We start from the raw sequence: 17,140 nt of genomic DNA on the forward strand, positions 1-17,140 counted from the left end.
TATTATAATTAATTTGTCAAGCACTGAATGTCAAAAATAAAAGGGAATGATGTTTAAGAACAAAGCGGGCAATAAGAATAACGTGTGCGGCTCGGCGGTGTACGAGCTTAGGAAAAAGCAAACGCCTAAAATGTCGCAACGCATTCTCGCCGAGGCGTTGCAGCTTAACGGTATCGACGTCGATAAAAACGCCGTTCAGCGCATAGAGAGCGGACAGCGGTTTGTCACCGACATAGAACTTATCGCTTTATGTAAAATCTTCGGCGTGACAGCGGACGAATTGCTTGGGATAAAATAGCTTTGTATATTTATGGTATTTTTTATATAATAACTTGCAACCAAAGAGCAAATCGTGTATAATCTAACTATGAAAACGTTTATATTCGATTTGTACAATACGCTTATAGAGGTCAAGACGGACGAACACTGCGAGAGAGCGTGGGCGCCCGTCGTTGAGTTCTTTGGGGCTAAACGCATTAAGACCGATTGGAAAAGGCTGTGCTTCGAGTTCGACAGGTATTGGAAGCTGTTTAACGAGCGCGCGCAAGCCGAGCGGCAGTATCAATATCCCGAGTGCGATTGCATTACGCAGTTCGAGAGTATTGCGCGGTCGGTGGGCGGACGGCTCGGTCGTGACGACGCGGCGAAAGCGCTTTGCATAATGCGCGAAGCTTCCATAGAGAAGCTTAAACTATTCGACGGCACGATCGAGCTTTTGGACGAACTACACGCGCGTGGCTGCAAGGTTTATCTACTTAGCAATGCGCAGGCGGTGTTTACGCGTAAGGAGATAGAGCGCGTGGGGCTTAGCGATAAGTTCGACGGGGTATGCCTGAGTTCGGACTACGGCGTGCGCAAGCCCGACCCTGCGTTCTACGAAATTCTGTTCGACGAGTACGACCTCGATAAATCGAACGCCGTCATGATAGGCGACGACATGGACGCCGACGTGCGCGGCGCGGAACGGTTCGGTATTCGCGGACTGTGGGCTGGCGGCGGTGCGGCGAGCCATAGAGAGGAAATTTTGGAACTGATTAAATGAAAACCATGAACGATTTAAAAGCAATAATATTCGATCTCGACGGTACGCTTTTGGACACGCTCGACGATCTCACGGCGGCGGTCAATCACGCGCTGACGACTTTTAATCTCGGCACGCTCGACCGCAGCCGCATACGCAGGTACGTGGGCAACGGCGTGCCCAAGCTCATAGAGCGCGTGCTGTATTACGTTACGACTGGCGACGAGCCCGACCTCGATAACGGCACGTTCGACGACCGCAGTACGTTCAACGCCGTGCTTGCGGTGTTCACGCAATACTACGATAAACACAACAGCGATCTCACGCGCCCGTACGACGGCATTCCCGAAATGCTCGAAAAAGTCAAGGCGGCGGGATACAAGAGCGCGATCGTCACCAATAAGTACGACGGCGCGGCGCAGGCGTTAAAAGCCAAGTTTTTCGGCACGGTCGATTTGGTGGTGGGCGAGCAGAGCGGGATCCGTCCCAAGCCCGCGCCCGACGGCGTGCTCCGCGCGCTCGAAGTTTTGGGCGTCGACAAGTCGCAGGCGATATACGTAGGCGACGGCGAAACGGACATGAAAACCGCCGAGAACTGCGGTATGCCCGTAGTCGCCGTTACTTGGGGCTTCCGCGACCGCGGCGTGCTTTCGGCGTTCTCGCCCGATCATATAATCGACCAGCCGAGCGAGCTGATTACCAAAGTGCTCGACATAAATGGATAGATTTTAATGTTCGATATCGACGGACAAGTTAAGATAAACGCGGGGCGGGCGCGGTCGATGGACCTTATCACGGCGGCGCTGTTCGAGCTTCTCGGCGAGCGGGCGTTCGCCGAGATCTCGATAACCGAGATTTGCGAAAAAGCGGGCGTGGCGCGTAAGACGTTCTACCGAAATTTCGACAGCAAGCTGTCCATTGTCGAAAAGCTTGTCGACAGGGTGTTCTACGAGTTCTTGCAAAAGTACGACCTGAAAACTTCGGGCGCGCGCGCGATATACAAATATTGGTTCGAGTACATACTTTGCGCCCGCGAGTTCTCGGTGATATTTTTCGATCCCGACCTGTACGCGTTCATTTCCCGCAAGATAATCGAGTTCGTGCAAATCGAGCTGAGCGAAACGTTGCACAATGCGGCGGCGTTCGATCCCATGCTCGACGGATACTATCTTAATTTCGTTGCGGCGGGCATCGCTTCGATCATGCGCGAGTGGATGAAAAACGACTGTAAAACTCCCGTTAAGACAATGGTCGCGCTCACCGATAAGCTGATAGGGAATTTGCTCGTGTAGAAATAACTTGACAAAGAGCATATTTGTTTGCTAAAATATTATTTAATAAAATGAATAGGACGTTACCATGAAAGTTATTTTGACCAAGGACGTAAAAGCACAGGGCAAGCAGGGCGATATCGTAGAGGTGTCGGACGGTTACGCGCGGAACTATTTGTTCCCCAACAACCTCGCCAAGCCCGCCACCGCCACCGCGCTCAACAGCATTAAGATCGCCAAGGAAGCGGAGGAGCGCAGGCGCAAGATCGAGCACGACGAGGCGGTCGAGCTGTGCAAAAAACTCGCGGGAATAACGGTTACCGTCAAGATCAAGACGGGCGCGAACGGCAAGCTGTTCGGCTCGCTCAATACCGCGGCGGTCAGCGACGCGCTCAAAGAACTCGGTTACGATCTCGATAAAAAGAAGATAGTTATAGCCGAGCCCATCAAGGCGCTCGGGCGGTACGTAGTTACGATCAAGCCGTTCGCCGAGGTTTCCGGCAAACTGAACGTGAACGTGGTATCGTTGTAAATTCAGGGTACAGGGCGCAGGGCATAGGGGACAGGGTCGGACTCGCTCCGCTCGTGATTTATTTAATCACCGCGAAGCGGTCAACCCCTGACCCCTGACTCCTGTGCCCTAACCCCTAACAATAAACAATCCTTTCGGAGGTTAAATATTATGGCAGTTAAAGACGACAAAGCGGCTAACAGAAAGCTTCTCAACCGCAACCTTGCGCAAATGCTCAAAGGCGGCGTCATTATGGACGTTACCAACGCCGAGCAAGCGGTTATCGCCGAACAGGCGGGGGCGGTCGCGGTCATGGCGCTCGAACGCGTGCCCGCGGATATTCGTCGCGACGGCGGCGTGGCGCGTATGTCCGATCCCAAGATGATCGCCGAGATCCAAAAGGCGGTATCCATTCCCGTTATGGCGAAGGTGCGTATCGGGCATTTCGTAGAGGCGCAGATCCTCGAAGCCATTAAGATAGACTACATAGACGAGAGCGAGGTTTTGACCCCCGCCGACGATACGTATCATATCGATAAGACCAGATTCGAAACGCCGTTCGTGTGCGGCGCGCGCGATCTCGGCGAGGCACTTCGCCGTATTGCCGAAGGCGCGTCCATGATCCGCACCAAGGGTGAGGCGGGAACCGGCAACGTTGTGGAAGCGGTCAAGCATATGCGCAAAATGCGCACGCAGATAGCCGAAGTCGCGGCGCTCAGGAGCGAACAGCTCGCTACCTACGCCAAGGATATAGGCGCACCGCTCGAACTCGTTAAGTACGTTGCCAAGAACAAGGCTCTGCCCGTCGTCAACTTCGCCGCGGGCGGTATCGCAACCCCCGCCGACGCCGCGCTCATGATGCAGCTCGGCGCGGACGGCGTGTTCGTAGGCAGCGGCATTTTCAAGTCGCAGGATCCCAAGCATCGCGCCGAGGCAATCGTCAAGGCGGTCGCGTACTACGGCGATCCCGCTATCCTCGCGGGCGTGAGCTACGGGCTCGGCGAGGCCATGCGCGGGCTCGACGTTGAAGCTATGCCCGAAGCGGAACGGCTCGCAAAGCGCGGCTGGTAGTTTTAAGCGTGTTCCGCATAACTTACGCGTTATCTTGCTACCGCTTTCGGCGCTTGCTTCGTTGCGGCTCATTGACGTAGCGCTGCTACGACTTCTTCGCCGCGCCTTGCAATCACTCGAAAGCATTTACGCAATCTAATCGCGTCGTTATCCGTCGCACGCTTGCGTATGATAAATCATATTTGCAAATTTATCATAAGAGGTTTAACATGAATATCGGTGTATTGGCTTTACAGGGCTCGGTTATCGAGCACGTAAAAATGATAAGCTCGATCAATAAAAAGATCAACGTAGTGCAGGTGCGCACTATCGACGAGCTTGCTTCGGTCGACGGGCTTATCATTCCCGGCGGCGAAAGCACTACGCTTCGCAGGCTTCTCGACACGTTCAATCTTTTCACGCCCATACGCGAGCGCATAATCGCGGGTATGCCTGTTTGGGGCACTTGCGCGGGGCTTATTCTTCTTGCAAACAAGGTCGAGGGCGAGCCTGCGTACTTCTCGGCGCTCGACGTCGACGTTAGGCGCAACGCCTACGGCAGACAGATAGACAGCTTCGTCGGCGAGGGCGATTTCGACGATATGTATATCAACATGGTGTTCATTCGCGCGCCCAAGATCACGCGCGTGGGCGACGGCGTGACCGTGCTCGCGGAATACAACGGCGAGCCCGTTGCCGTGCGGCAGGACAACGTTTTGGCGACGGCGTTCCATCCCGAAATGACGCGCGATAACAGGGTGCATAAGTATTTCATAAATATGATAGGGAAAGAGTAATTCGAGCGCATATATACATCGCTCTGCGGCGGACGTCGCACCGCCCTCGGTCATTTACGTCAGTGTAAACTCCCGTCGGTCGGTGCTCGGACTTCCTTGCATAGCTCGCATCTCTGCGCTCTCATGCTCGCGCGTATATGTTTTCTCTCAGGCATAATGAAAGTTTTAAGCAAAAACAAATCTAACGAGCAGTCCCCCATACTGGGGCTCTGTCTCGGCGGCGGAGGAGCGCGCGGCTTTGTACAGGTCGGCGCGCTCAAAGCGTTTAAGGAACGCGGTATCGATTTCGATATTTGCGTCGGTACTTCGGTCGGGAGTATCGTGGGTGCGCTGTACAGCGCGGGTATTACGCCCGACGAAATGACCGAAGCCGCCGAAGCTATCGAGTTCGCCGACCTGCACGGACGGCTGTTGTTCAAGCCCGACGATCCGCGCAAGATCGGCAATATGATCTATCCGCTCGTCGGCGACGCGCAGATAGAGAACCTGCATAAAAAATACGCCGCCGTAGCCACCGACCTGAAAACGGGTAAGCAGGTAATTTTGGACAGCGGGTCGGTGCTCGACGCAGTGTCCGCATCGTCGGCGTACCCGATCGTGTACGCGCCGCTTCCGCTTAACGGCATGAACCTAGCGGACGGCGGGCTCGTCAATAATATCCCCGCCGAAGTTTGCAGAATGCTCGGTGCGGATAAGGTGGTCACGGTGGACGTTCATGCGTCGCGCGGCAGCGGCACGGACGGTACGGGCGTGTTCGACGTTATGAAAGCAGTGTTCTCGATCATGAGCGCGAACGCCTCGGTCATGGGGCTTATGCAGTCCGATATTCTTATCGCGCCCGACACCTCTAAGTATAAGTCGACGAGCAAGAACGGCTATCTCGACATGATAGAGCTCGGGTATAACGCCGCGCTCGAAAAGTGCGACGAGATAGAGAGTCTAATTAGGTAATAGCTATGAACAAACAGTCGAAGAAATTAATAATAATCGATATAGCGATACTCGTTATCGTGGCGATCGTGCTCGCGGTGTCCATGGTGTGGTCGACCGATATCGAGCTTAAACTCGGGCTTTTGTATTACACCGACGAGCCTGTGGACGAGAGCGAGATCGTAGTCATAGAGAGCAAGAACGGCGTGCACGTTTCGGCGACGGACGGCTCGGGCGAGCTCAACGTGCATTTCGTGGACGTAGGTCAGGGCGACTGCACCGTAATAGAATTCCCAGACGGCAAGACCATGGTCATCGACGGCGGCGAGAACAATAAGAAAACCGAAACGGCTATACAAACGTTTATCGACAAAACGCTGCCGAAGGACTTTACGTATTTCGATTATGCGATACTTACGCACCCCGACTCAGACCACTGCGGGAGCTTTGACTACGTGCTCACTAACTATCCCGCAAAAGAGGTCTACCGCCCCAACGTGGAAGCGATTGGTACCGACAAAAACCCCTACGTAGACCCAGGCAAAACCGACTTGACCTCTGACGCGCGCACTAAGGACACGGCAGCGTACGCCGCGGCGGTAAAAGCTATGTACGCCGAGACCGAGGACTTTACTTCGACGGTCAAGATCACCGATCCCGCAACCTGCGACACTATAACCGACGGCACGTACACTTTCGATTTCTATTCGCCGTTCTCCACCAAGTACACGGGCGAGGGCGAGTGGAACAACTATTCGCCCATAATGATACTCGAATATAAGGGCTTTAAGTACGCCATGTCGGGTGACGCCGAGGAGAAAAACCTCGAACAGTTCGTCGAGAAAATAGAGTCCGCCAAGACCGACGGCGTGACCGATAAGTACGACGCGTTCACAGACAGCTATTGCGTAAACGTTATAAAAGCAGGACACCACGGCTCGCGCAACGCGACCACGCTCGACTATCTCCAAGCGATAACGACCGACGCGGGCGCGAAAGGCGTTTATTGCGTTATTTCGTGCGGCGAGGGCAATTCGTACAAACACCCGCACCAGGAAGCGCTCGATAGGTATTTGGCTATCGGCGTTCCCGAAAGCAATATTTTGCGTACCGATCTCGTCGGCGATATTACTCTTTCCGTGCGCACAGATGAGAACGGCGAGTATAAGCTGTTCTACGGCGAGAGCGCGAGCGGAGCGCCCATCGAGCCGAACGATCCCGAAGATCCGTGGATATGCGAATATCCCACCGTGCTCGTTTACCGCAAGATAGGAAGCGTCAAGCTCAAATGGCCGCTCGTCGCATGGGTTTGCTATGCCGTGCTCGTAGTGGTGGCGATAGTGCATATCGTATACGTAACGCACGGCGGCGACAAACCGAGCGCACCGCAGGGCAAGGGTAAGGGAACCCGCAAGTGAACGTAACCGTACTCAAAGTTAAGGACTACCGCAACGCCGCCGAACGAACGGTCGAGTTATGCCCCACGCGCAATGCGTTCGTGGGCGCTAACGCGCGCGGCAAAACCAATCTTTTGGAAGCGGTGTATTTTGCGGGCGTGGGCAAATCGTTCCGCACGCCGCGCGACCGCGAGCTTATAAAAAACGACGCGCCGCGCGCATATATCTCGGTCACTGCGGATAAGGACACGGGCAGCGAAACTGTGCAAATAGTTATCGACCGCGCCGTCAATAAACGCGTGGCGATAAACGGCGTGCCGATAACGAGAATGAGCGAATTAATGGGCGTTTGCCCCGTCGTGCTGTTTTGCCCCGACGGGCTTAAAATCGTCAAGGACGCGCCCGCCGACCGCAGACGGTTTATGGATATTTCACTGTGCCAAATAAGCAAGGCGTACTTCGCCGCGCTGTCGCAGTACGATAAAATTTTGCAGAGCAGGAACAAGCTACTTAAAAGCGGCGGCGCTAACGACAGCACGCTCGCGCCCTGGAACGAGTTGCTCGCCGACGTCGGCGCAAAGGTGATTAAAAGCCGTCGCGGGTTTATCAATAAGCTCGCCCCGATTGCGCAGGACAAGCATTCGTTTTTGTCGGGCGGAAAGGAAACTCTGTCGCTCGAATACGAGGGCGCGGGCGGCGAGGGAGTGGACGGTATCAAAGCCGAGCTGCTGCGGCGGTTCGAGGCGGACAGGGAAAGCGACTATCGGCTGAAATACACGCATTCAGGTCCGCATAAGGACGATATAAAAATAAGCGTAGACGGCGTCGATCTTCGGGCGTTCGGTTCGCAGGGTCAGCAACGCACGGCGGCGCTCGCCATGAAGCTTGCCGAAACCAAATTGTTGGAGGACGCGCTCGGTACGAGTCCCGTATTGCTTTTGGACGACGTGTTCAGCGAGCTCGACGCGGGCAGAAGAAAGAAACTGCTAGATACGCTCGACGGGTTGCAGTCGATAATAACCACGACCGATAAAACGGACTTCGACGGCGTGGATATAAATATCGTGGAAATTTAAAATCGAAAATCGTAAAAACAGTTGCAAAACGCAAAAGAAAAGCGTATAATACATACTACGCCATAAACCATGGGGATGTAAAGGCTTCGACGGTGCGGCTCAGCGGCGGAAAAGCAGGTGGTAGGGTCGCGACTACCTAAAAACGCGAAACGGCTTTAAGTGCCAACAAAAACGAAAATGCCAAAGTCATCAAGTTCGCGGCTCCTGTTGCGGCTCCGGCAATGGCATTCGCAGCTTAACTAATAGCTACGGCGTCTGCCCCTAATACCTACCGTTAGGTAGGCGGGCGTAATTGAACGGTAGGCAACTCGGTAAGGAAGCGGTCGAACCGTGCCGAGTAACAAGACCTTGCGGGTGCAAACCTTTGTTCATTGCGGTTTGCTCTCGGACATCGAGCGATGAACTAAACTTGTAGAAAGCCCCGCAAACCCGTATCGGAAATCGGTTCAACTCCGATCATCTCCACCAACGTAAACGCATCCTGACGGGTGCGTTTTTTTGTCGTTAGTGTTGTTTGTGCGGTATGATCAAACACCACAATTGTCGGCTCTTGACATTTTCATATTAAAATGTTAAAATCATTTTGTATAGATATAGGAGCTTATTATGGAGCATTTATTCGACGATATTTTGGATGAGGACGAGCAAATCATAAGGGTCATAAAGCCGTCCAAAAGCAGGTATTGGAAGTCGCCGATTTTTCCGTTCGCAATACCGATATTCTGGCCGCACTTTATATTCTTTATGGCTATAACTTTGTTCACGCTTCCGTTCTTTTTTGCGCGCAACTATAAAAACTCATATTACGCGTATACTAATAAACGTGTGATCGTGCGGAGCGGTTCTATGGGCGTTCATTACGAATCGCGTTATTATGACCAAATTGCCGAAGCGTCCGTCGAAATCGGTATATTAGACAAAAGTAAAAAAACTCACACCGGCACGCTGGAATTTAAAAATCCTCCGAGGAGAACGCTTAGATTCAGCTACGTTGAGAACCCTTACGAGCTGTTTAACGAGATCAAAGAGTATATGAGCGGCGAGAGCGATCAAAAGACACAAGAGAAAGATAAGCCCGAATCAAATGCCGATAAAGCTTCACACCGGTCGAACTATAACAAAAAACTTCATTCTTAGCAGAGCCCCGGCGAATAAATTTTATTTTTCGCAAACGATTTCGCACTTAATCACGGGACTGCCGATCTTTTCCAATACGATATAATGAGTGTTATCAATCACAGCCTTGCGTACAGCAAGGCTGTCGTTTTCGTACGACTGATCCGTATAAATCAATTCCATATCTCTTATATTCATTGATTCCGTTTGTTCGACCGAATACGTGTTCATGATAAGTCTTACGTATTCCACGTTGTTGGTATGGTGGGACATATCTATATTGGTCGAGTTTACCCGAACGGTATCGATTAGCGGTAAATCGGTTTTTACGAAGTCCGTAAAATCTATTTTTATTTCTTCGCCGCGCGTAGGCATATTCATATTCACGCCGACGGTAGGAAGTCTGCGTATCGATTGCTTTTCTCTATCTAATGCACAAAGCACCGTTCTCGAATACAGAGCGGTTTCGCCGTGTGCGTTTTTGATTTGCACGTCCACGTGCATCTTGGCCAACGAAACGTACGAAACAAAAGCGTTAACAGTAAAGACTTCTTGACATTCGAGCTTCTTTATAAACTTGGCTCGTGTTTTGACAAACAGCCATATCGCGTTGTGTTTGTCTCTAAGCGTCGGCGCGTCGAGGTCGTACAAACACAATAAGTCGGTAACCGCATCTTGAATGATTTGAAAAGACCCGACAACGGATAAATTCCCGTCCGTGCCTATCTTGCTCACCTGTACCTTTTGCGTTTCGTGTAGTTCCATAACGTTATATCACTCGATTCGTTTTTTACATTTTATCACCTGAAAAATCGATAGTCAAGCGGAACAGCCGCCGCGCAAAAAACCTGTGTTTATTCGTCATATTCCGCGTTCGCCGCGTTGAGCATTTATATTAAGTTTATACGCTTGACAAAACTTGTTCGCCGTGATATATTGATTTAAATTTTACAAAAAGAGTCTATATATGGACAAAGGCACGCAGACGATAGAAACCGAAAGATTGATTTTGAGAAAGTTCAAGCTTGCGGACGCGCAAAATACGTACGATAATTATCGCAGTAAAGAGATAGTAACGAAATATGTGTCTTGGTCGCACAATACTAGCGTCGAAGACACAAAAAGCTATCTTGCCGATTTCGTTCTGCCCGAGTACGATAAAGAAAATACTTACCGCTGGGCGATCGTGTGGAAGGAGAATAACGAGGTCATAGGCTGTATCGACGTTTGCGAAACCAACGAGCGAAAACGTTGCGCAGAGCTCGGGTGGTGTATAGGCGACGAGTATTGGGGTAGGGGCATTATGCCCGAAGCGGCGAAAAGCGTAGTAGAGTATCTGTTTTCCGTCGGCTATGAAAGAATACAGGCGACGCACCACGTTGAAAACAAAAAGAGCGGCAGAGTCATGGAAAAGATAGGTATGCAATACGAGGGCATACTCAAAAAAGGCAGTATGTACAAGAATAACGTTTTGGTCGATTGCTGTTTGTGGGCGATCGTAAAACCGTAAAAGTAACGGTTAAAGGTAGATGCTTATATGGAAAGGTATTTGATTAGCACGCCAATGCTCGATTATAACGCACAGGCGCTCACCGACTTAATAGGCGCGCACGAGTGGAACGATTTGGACGAGTACGGCAAGATCGGCGCGATCTACGATTTCGTTCAAAACGAGATAGTGCTTGGCTACAACAAGTACGACAATTTGACCGCTGCGCAGGTATTAAAGGACGGCTACGGACAATGCAACACGAAAGCGACTTTGCTAATGGCGTTGCTTCGCGCCGTGGGTATTCCTTGTCGTTTGCACGGCAGCAAGGTCACAAAGGTTTTTCAGCGCAGTCTTATGCCTAAGATCATGGCAAGGCTTGCTCCGCCGTATATCGTCCATACTTGGGCGGAAGTGTTTTACAACGGCGAATGGTTGAGTTTGGAGGGCGTGATAACCGATAAAGCGTATATTTCGGGCTTGCAAAAAATGTTCCCCGAACACAGTGGGAAATTCTTCGATTACGCCGTAGCCGTTAAAGATTTCGGAGATTTACAAATCGATTTTAAAGGTGATAATACGACGGTACAACAGCAGGCGGTTGTAGAAGATTTAGGCGTGTTCGATACTCCCGACGAGTTCTATTCTGAATACGCGCAAGAATACCGCGGCGCGAAAAAGTTCTTATACGAGAATATCGGCAGAAAAATCATGACGAACAAGGTTGCGAAAATTCGGCGTTACGGCATAAAAAAGGCGTAACTGGAAAAATAATTTTTCGATATAGTTTGCTTACAATTCGACCAAAATCGCTAATGCGTAAAAGCATTGGCGATTTTTATTTGTTTGCCGCTTATTAAAATTTAAGGAATTCTTAAAGATTTACGCTTGCGGAAATGCTATAATATTGATACGGGGTGCGCTATGAAATATAACTGCCTTATCGTGGATGACGAAAAAGTGCTTGCGGACAGCACAGCCGAGTACTTCAATCTGTTCGGGGTGAATACGGTTGCCGTTTACGGCGCGGACGAGTGCCGCAGGTTTTTCGATACGAACACGACCGAGCTCATACTTCTCGACATTAATCTCGGCGACGGGAGCGGGTTCGATCTATGCAAGCAATTGCGGGAAACGACGAACATTCCCATACTGTTCATTTCGGCGCGGACGAGCGACGACGATAAGATAGTCGCGCTCAATATCGGCGGCGACGATTACGTGCAAAAGCCGTACTCGCTCGGCGTACTTCTCGCCAAGGTGAAAGCCGTATTAAAGCGTTACGGGCGGGGCATTGCCACAGAGTATTCAGACGGATATTTGACCGTCGATTTCGAGGCGAAACAGGTTGGCGTAAACGGCAAGCCCGTAAAGCTTACCACGCTAGAATTTAAATTGCTCGCGTACCTTATGGCGAACGAGGGCAGGGTGATATCCAAAAAGGAGCTTTTCGAAAAGGTTTGGGAGGATAAGTTCACGGGCGACGGAACGCTCAACGTGCATATTCGCAGGCTGCGCGAGGCGATAGAGATCTCGCCAAACGCGCCTAAGTATATCGTTACCGTTTGGGGCGACGGCTATAAATTCAACGGAGGCAGTCGATGAAAAGGCAATTGTTTTTGATCGGCGTTCTTCTCGTGTTTTTAGCCGAGGTGATCTCGCTTATAGTGTTTGCCGTGCAAGCGCCCGACTTTTCGCAGGACGCGGTCGAGGTCAACGAGGTCTTACAGACGGTAACGCAGGGCTTCGGCAATTTGGATGAACATGAAAATTCCACTGCGCTCGATTACGTTGTTTTGGACGAAAACGGCAACGTTCTTTTCAGGACGAAGTCGGGGCTGTCCGAAAGTCAGAACGCGGCGATTACGCATAGAGATACCGTACTCGATATTGACGTCGACGGCGCGGAAGTGGGCAAGGTGATTATTTATAACGACGGCGCGCAAACGCTCCAAGCACAAAAGCGCACGGCGATAGTTGTTTTGTCGATTGCAATTACGTTAAGCGGCGCGATGTGTATCGGGTACGCCGTTTATTTGCACTATACCGTCGTTCGCCCGTTTCGCAAGCTCAAAGGTTTTGCCGAGCGCGTCGCCGGCGGCAATCTCGATATACCGCTTGAAATGGACAGGGGGAATTTGTTCGGTGCGTTCACGGAAAGCTTCGATATTATGCGGGCGGAGCTCAAAAAAGCGCGCATTGTCGAAGCGCAGGCGAACGCCGGCAAGAAAGAGCTTGTGGCAAAATTATCCCATGACATCAAGACGCCCGTCGCAAGCATAAAGGCGGTTTCCGAGGTCGGGCTTGCCGTTGCTGTCGGCGATAAGGACAAGGCGAATTACACGCATATCATAGGAAAAACAGACCAGATAAATACGCTCGTTACAAATCTGTTTACGGCGACGCTCGAAGAATTGCAACAGCTTACCGTTACCCCTACAAATATAGACAGTAAACAAATAAAGACGCTACTTGAAAATGCGGACTATATGCACCGCGCAACCGTTCCCAATATTCCCGAATGTTTGGTGTATGCCGATAGCTTGCGGTTACAGCAAGTATTCGATAATATCTTTGCCAACTCTTACAAGTACGCAAAAACGGAGATATCGGTAACCGCCCATAAAACCGGCGACTGTATCGGCATAATTATAGAGGATTTCGGCGGCGGCGTGCTCGATGACGAGTTGCCCACGCTCAAAGAAAAATTTAAGCGCGGAAGCAATGCTAAAAATACCGAAGGCGCGGGCTTGGGGCTTTATATCTCCGACTATTTCATGAAAGAGATGGGCGGCGAGCTTATCATCGAAAACGGCGAACACGGCTTGAAGGTAACAGTTATTTTGCGGTTGTGCGGGAAGAATTAAGAAAGATTTAAGATTTAATTAAAGTCGTTTAAGAATTAAAAAATGTATAATGAGCGTGTAAACGGGTGTTCAACTCCCAATAGATACACCCGATAACGGGCTGTTTTTGGCTCTATCCGCGTTAAACTCGCTTGTGGTAGCACCACTACAACTTCGCTCGTTTGCCTTGATATAGCCTAAAAACAGCTCCGTTTCGGGCACGAAGTGTTTTTACGAGGCAAACCGCGAGGATAGACGTGCGAAACGGAGCGCGTCGTACCCTCTGCGGTACGGCAAGCGACGCTTCGCGCGTATAAACCGCGATTTGCCCGTAAAAATGTATCGACTGGGGTTGAACACCCGTAAGGAGGTTAGATATGGACAGACAAATACTGCTCAAAACCGAAAACCTGAGCAAGACTTTCTCTAACGGGGGCTTGCAACAGCACGTTCTTAAAAATATCGACTTGGAGCTTTACCGCGGCGACTTTACCGTTATCATGGGCGCGAGCGGCGCGGGCAAGTCCACGCTTTTGTACGCGCTTTCGGGCATGGACACGCCCAGCCTCGGCAAGATCACTTTCGGGGATAAGGTCATATCGAATTTGTCGCAGGACGGGCTTGCGGTGTTCCGCCGCGATCACTGCGGGTTCGTGTTCCAGCAAATTTATCTCATCGACGGTATGTCGGTCATGGACAACGTGCTGTCCGCAGGGCTGCTCGTAAACAAGGATAAAAAGGCGCTCGTGGCAAAAGCCAAAGAGCTGTTCGCGGCGGTCGATATATCCGAAGAAACGCAAAAGAAATTTCCCACGCAAATATCGGGCGGCGAAGCGCAACGCGTGGGGATAGTGCGCTCGCTTATCAACGAGCCCGAAATCCTGTTCGCCGACGAGCCGACGGGCGCGCTCAACTCGCAGACCGGATTGGACGTTCTCGACACGCTAACTAAGTTCAACGAGCGTGGGCAGAGTGTCGTTATGGTAACGCACGATATGCGCTCGGCGCGGCGCGGCAACCGTATTCTGTACTTAAAGGACGGCGCGATCTTGGGCGAGTGCGATCTCGGCAAGTACGCGCACGGCGATACCGCAAGGCACGAAAAACTTTCCGTATTTTTGAAAGATATGGGGTGGTGAGATGAGAAAGTCGTTTCTTATAGCGCGCTCCAATATGCGCAGGGCTAAGGGGCAGACCGCGGCTATCGTCGTGCTGATTTTGCTTGCGGCTATGCTGCTTAATCTTTGGCTTATGCTGTCTATGGACTATCGTGCCAACTTCGACAGATACCACGATAAGCTGAACGCCCAGCACGTGACGGTGACGGTGGGCGACAGCGACGGCGCAGTGCGCGAATTTTTATCGGCAACGCTCGATAACGACGACCGAGTGACGGAGTACGGCTTGGAAAGCTGTATGCACATGACCGCTACGTTTTCTTATAACGGCGGGGAGATGAACAGCTGGTTCGTGTTTTTGGATAAAGACAGGGCGCTGACGCGTTCCGTCGGCAGAGCCGAAATCGTGGAAGACGGGAATTATTCGAGCGGCGCTTACTTTCCGATGATTTATAAATCGAACGATATTGCGGTCGGCAAGACGGTCGAAATATTTATAGGCAGCCACGCGGTCGAATATAACGTTTGCGGGTTTTTCAACAGCGTAATGGAGGGGTCGCACAACTGCGGCTTGACCGAGCTTATTCTCACGCAAGATAAATACGCGGAGCTGGAATCGCTCGGCTATGCGCCGAAATCGGTATTGTGCGCGGTGCGCTTGACCGATTTGGACGAAAACCTGAATTACGAAGCGGATATTAAGAGCACGATTTCCAAACGCTTCCCCAACGTTACGATGGTAAGCAACAGCTACGATATAGTAGTGCAGGCGCGATATATTTCGCAGATGATTTGCTCGGGCGTTATAAGCGCAATGGCGTTCTTCGTGCTATTGATAGCTATTGTCGTAATAGTATCGAATATCGTCAATTATATTCAGGTCAACGTTAAAAACCTCGGCGCGCTGAAAGCGGTGGGCTACACCTCGCGGCAGCTAATCGGCTCGCTCATGTTTCAATTTTTAGGCTTGGCGTTGCTGACGGCAATAGTCGGCAGCGCGCTCTCGTACTGCGTATTCCCCGCGATCAATTCGATGATGATAGCGCAAACGGGAATACCGTACGCCGTTCGCTTCCTGCCGCTTCCCGTGGTTATTTCGCTTGTGATTTTGTGCGGAACGGTCGCGCTCGCCGTGTGGCTTGCCTCGCGCAGAATAAAGAAAATCGAGCCCATCGTCGCATTGCGCGCGGGCGTGCAAACGCATAACTTCAAGCGCAACCACGTGCCGCTCGAAAAGACGAAAGCGCCCTTAAATCTCGCGCTTGCGCTTAAAACCACGCTTTCTGGCATAAAGCATAATATAACCGTTTGCATAACCATGCTCGTGCTGTCGCTCGTCGTCGTTTTCTCGGGGGTCATGGTGCAGAATATGATAGCCGACATGACGCCGTTTTTGAACCTTATCGTGGGCGAAACGGCGGACAGCTGTATAAGCGTGAACGTAGCCGCCGAGGACGAGTTTTTGCGGGAAATGGACGCCGACGCGCGCGTGGAAAAAGCTTACTTGTACACGTCCATCAACGTTACGCATACGGGCGGCGCGGAGCTTTTAACTACGCTTTGCGACGATTTTTCAAGGGTCAATAACCCTAACGTTATATATAAGGGCAGGTTTCCCAAGTTCGATAACGAGATCGCCGTCGGTGCAAAATACTGCAAAGAACACGGTTTGGAAGTGGGCGATGAAATCGAGATCACGGCAAACGGCAATAAGGAGAAATATCTTATAAGCGGGCTTACTCAGGTAACCAATTACTTGGGGCGCGACGGGCTTATGACTCGGCAGGGCTACGAGCGGCTGGGAAATATTACCGACGTCACGTATTATTTAAACGTTGCGGACGGCACCGATATAGACGAGTTCAATGCGGAAATGAAAGAACGGTTCGCGGAAAGCGTGAATACGACGATAAACGTGGAAGAAACGATCGAAGCCGCCGCATCCGTTTACGTGTCGCTCATGACGATGATAGTTATAGCCATACTCGTGCTTTCGGCGATCATCATAGCGTTCGTGCTGTATCTGTTGGTTCGCACAATGCTCAATAATAAAAAGCGCGATTACGGAATTTTGAAGTCGTTGGGCTTTACAACGAAGCAGCTTATTTTGCAAACGGCTCTGTCGTTCATGCCGGCTATCATTATATCGACGGTGGTGGGGCTGATAATTAGCGGACTTACCGTAAACCCGCTTTTGAGCCTGTTTTTCGGTAGCCTCGGTATAATAAAATGTAATTTTGCCGTGCCTATCGGGTTTATCTCTATCGCGGGAATCGGGCTAATCCTTTTGTCGTTCGGCATAGCGTGTCTGCTATCGCTCAAAGTCAAAAAGATCGCGCCGCGAAACTTGCTCGTAGGCGAATAATTCTTTATTCTCGTTCTTTATAGACCGCACCCGAAAGGGTGCGGTTTTTATTAATGGAGTGAAATAAAGTCGCGAAGTTTTTATGGAAAATTCGAATTAGGTATTGACATATTTTAACGCGTATTTTATAATGTGTTTAGGTTTTAAATACCG

General features: G+C 51.0%; 18 protein-coding genes and 1 other RNA gene. 18 read left to right on the forward strand and 1 reads right to left on the reverse strand.

The window, feature by feature from the left end; genetic code table 11:
- Positions 1 to 49 precede the first annotated feature (49 nt).
- From HDT28_01065 to HDT28_01120, 12 genes are all read left to right on the forward strand, one after another.
- Positions 50 to 298, forward strand: coding sequence for a helix-turn-helix transcriptional regulator (locus tag HDT28_01065; protein MBD5131177.1), 249 nt, complete (start codon positions 50 to 52; stop codon positions 296 to 298).
- 69 nt (positions 299 to 367) lie between these two features.
- The gene (locus HDT28_01070; protein ID MBD5131178.1) at positions 368 to 1,042 is read left to right on the forward strand and encodes an HAD family hydrolase; all 675 of its coding nucleotides are present in this window, start codon (positions 368 to 370) and stop codon (positions 1,040 to 1,042) included.
- A gap of 5 nt (positions 1,043 to 1,047) precedes the next feature.
- On the forward strand, positions 1,048 to 1,746 hold the full coding sequence (locus tag HDT28_01075) for an HAD-IA family hydrolase (protein MBD5131179.1): 699 nt from the start codon (positions 1,048 to 1,050) through the stop codon (positions 1,744 to 1,746).
- Positions 1,747 to 1,752: 6 nt separating this feature from the next.
- Positions 1,753 to 2,313: a TetR/AcrR family transcriptional regulator gene (locus tag HDT28_01080; protein MBD5131180.1), complete on the forward strand. Its 561-nt coding sequence runs from the start codon at positions 1,753 to 1,755 to the stop codon at positions 2,311 to 2,313.
- 67 nt (positions 2,314 to 2,380) lie between these two features.
- Complete coding sequence (locus HDT28_01085; GenBank protein ID MBD5131181.1) at positions 2,381 to 2,824, forward strand: 50S ribosomal protein L9; 444 nt, start codon at positions 2,381 to 2,383, stop codon at positions 2,822 to 2,824.
- 150 nt (positions 2,825 to 2,974) lie between these two features.
- Positions 2,975 to 3,874 carry a pyridoxal 5'-phosphate synthase lyase subunit PdxS gene (gene pdxS / locus HDT28_01090; protein ID MBD5131182.1) on the forward strand — a complete coding sequence of 300 codons (900 nt, stop codon included), beginning with the start codon at positions 2,975 to 2,977 and terminating at the stop codon, positions 3,872 to 3,874.
- A gap of 209 nt (positions 3,875 to 4,083) precedes the next feature.
- Positions 4,084 to 4,650 (forward strand): pyridoxal 5'-phosphate synthase glutaminase subunit PdxT, encoded by a 567-nt coding sequence (gene pdxT, locus HDT28_01095; protein ID MBD5131183.1) that lies wholly within the window; start codon positions 4,084 to 4,086, stop codon positions 4,648 to 4,650.
- Positions 4,651 to 4,806: 156 nt separating this feature from the next.
- Positions 4,807 to 5,601, forward strand: coding sequence for a hypothetical protein (locus tag HDT28_01100; GenBank protein MBD5131184.1), 795 nt, complete (start codon positions 4,807 to 4,809; stop codon positions 5,599 to 5,601).
- Positions 5,602 to 5,606: 5 nt separating this feature from the next.
- Positions 5,607 to 6,998: an MBL fold metallo-hydrolase gene (locus tag HDT28_01105; GenBank protein ID MBD5131185.1), complete on the forward strand. Its 1,392-nt coding sequence runs from the start codon at positions 5,607 to 5,609 to the stop codon at positions 6,996 to 6,998.
- Entirely contained in the window at positions 6,995 to 8,053 is a 1,059-nt protein-coding gene (gene recF / locus HDT28_01110) for a DNA replication/repair protein RecF (protein MBD5131186.1), read from the forward strand. Before HDT28_01105 ends, recF begins: the two co-directional genes overlap by 4 nt.
- Positions 8,054 to 8,124: 71 nt before the next feature.
- Positions 8,125 to 8,521: a transfer-messenger RNA gene (gene ssrA, locus HDT28_01115) on the forward strand.
- Positions 8,522 to 8,659: 138 nt separating this feature from the next.
- Positions 8,660 to 9,190, forward strand: a complete 531-nt coding sequence (locus HDT28_01120; protein MBD5131187.1) for a hypothetical protein — start codon at positions 8,660 to 8,662, stop codon at positions 9,188 to 9,190.
- 21 nt (positions 9,191 to 9,211) lie between these two features.
- On the opposite strand, the gene HDT28_01125 is transcribed toward HDT28_01120, so the two are convergent.
- Positions 9,212 to 9,934 carry a hypothetical protein gene (locus HDT28_01125; GenBank protein ID MBD5131188.1) on the reverse strand — a complete coding sequence of 241 codons (723 nt, stop codon included), beginning with the start codon at positions 9,932 to 9,934 and terminating at the stop codon, positions 9,212 to 9,214.
- A 202-nt stretch (positions 9,935 to 10,136) separates the two neighbouring features.
- On the opposite strand from HDT28_01125, the gene HDT28_01130 reads away from it, so the two are divergent.
- From HDT28_01130 to HDT28_01155, 6 genes are all read left to right on the forward strand, one after another.
- The gene (locus tag HDT28_01130; GenBank protein MBD5131189.1) at positions 10,137 to 10,679 is read left to right on the forward strand and encodes a GNAT family N-acetyltransferase; all 543 of its coding nucleotides are present in this window, start codon (positions 10,137 to 10,139) and stop codon (positions 10,677 to 10,679) included.
- Positions 10,680 to 10,706: 27 nt separating this feature from the next.
- A complete protein-coding gene (locus HDT28_01135) occupies positions 10,707 to 11,420 on the forward strand; it encodes a transglutaminase domain-containing protein (protein ID MBD5131190.1) in 714 nt (237 codons plus the stop codon).
- Positions 11,421 to 11,582: 162 nt separating this feature from the next.
- Positions 11,583 to 12,263, forward strand: a complete 681-nt coding sequence (locus tag HDT28_01140) for a response regulator transcription factor (GenBank protein ID MBD5131191.1) — start codon at positions 11,583 to 11,585, stop codon at positions 12,261 to 12,263.
- Positions 12,260 to 13,525: a HAMP domain-containing histidine kinase gene (locus tag HDT28_01145; protein MBD5131192.1), complete on the forward strand. Its 1,266-nt coding sequence runs from the start codon at positions 12,260 to 12,262 to the stop codon at positions 13,523 to 13,525. The genes HDT28_01140 and HDT28_01145 overlap by 4 nt, the downstream gene beginning before the upstream one ends.
- A 356-nt stretch (positions 13,526 to 13,881) precedes the next feature.
- Positions 13,882 to 14,643, forward strand: coding sequence for an ABC transporter ATP-binding protein (locus HDT28_01150; protein ID MBD5131193.1), 762 nt, complete (start codon positions 13,882 to 13,884; stop codon positions 14,641 to 14,643).
- A 1-nt stretch (position 14,644) separates the two neighbouring features.
- Entirely contained in the window at positions 14,645 to 16,987 is a 2,343-nt protein-coding gene (locus HDT28_01155; GenBank protein MBD5131194.1) for an ABC transporter permease, read from the forward strand.
- Positions 16,988 to 17,140 lie beyond the last annotated feature (153 nt).

This window comes from Clostridiales bacterium (assembly GCA_014799665.1).
GTDB lineage: Bacteria > Bacillota > Clostridia > Christensenellales > Pumilibacteraceae > Anaerocaecibacter.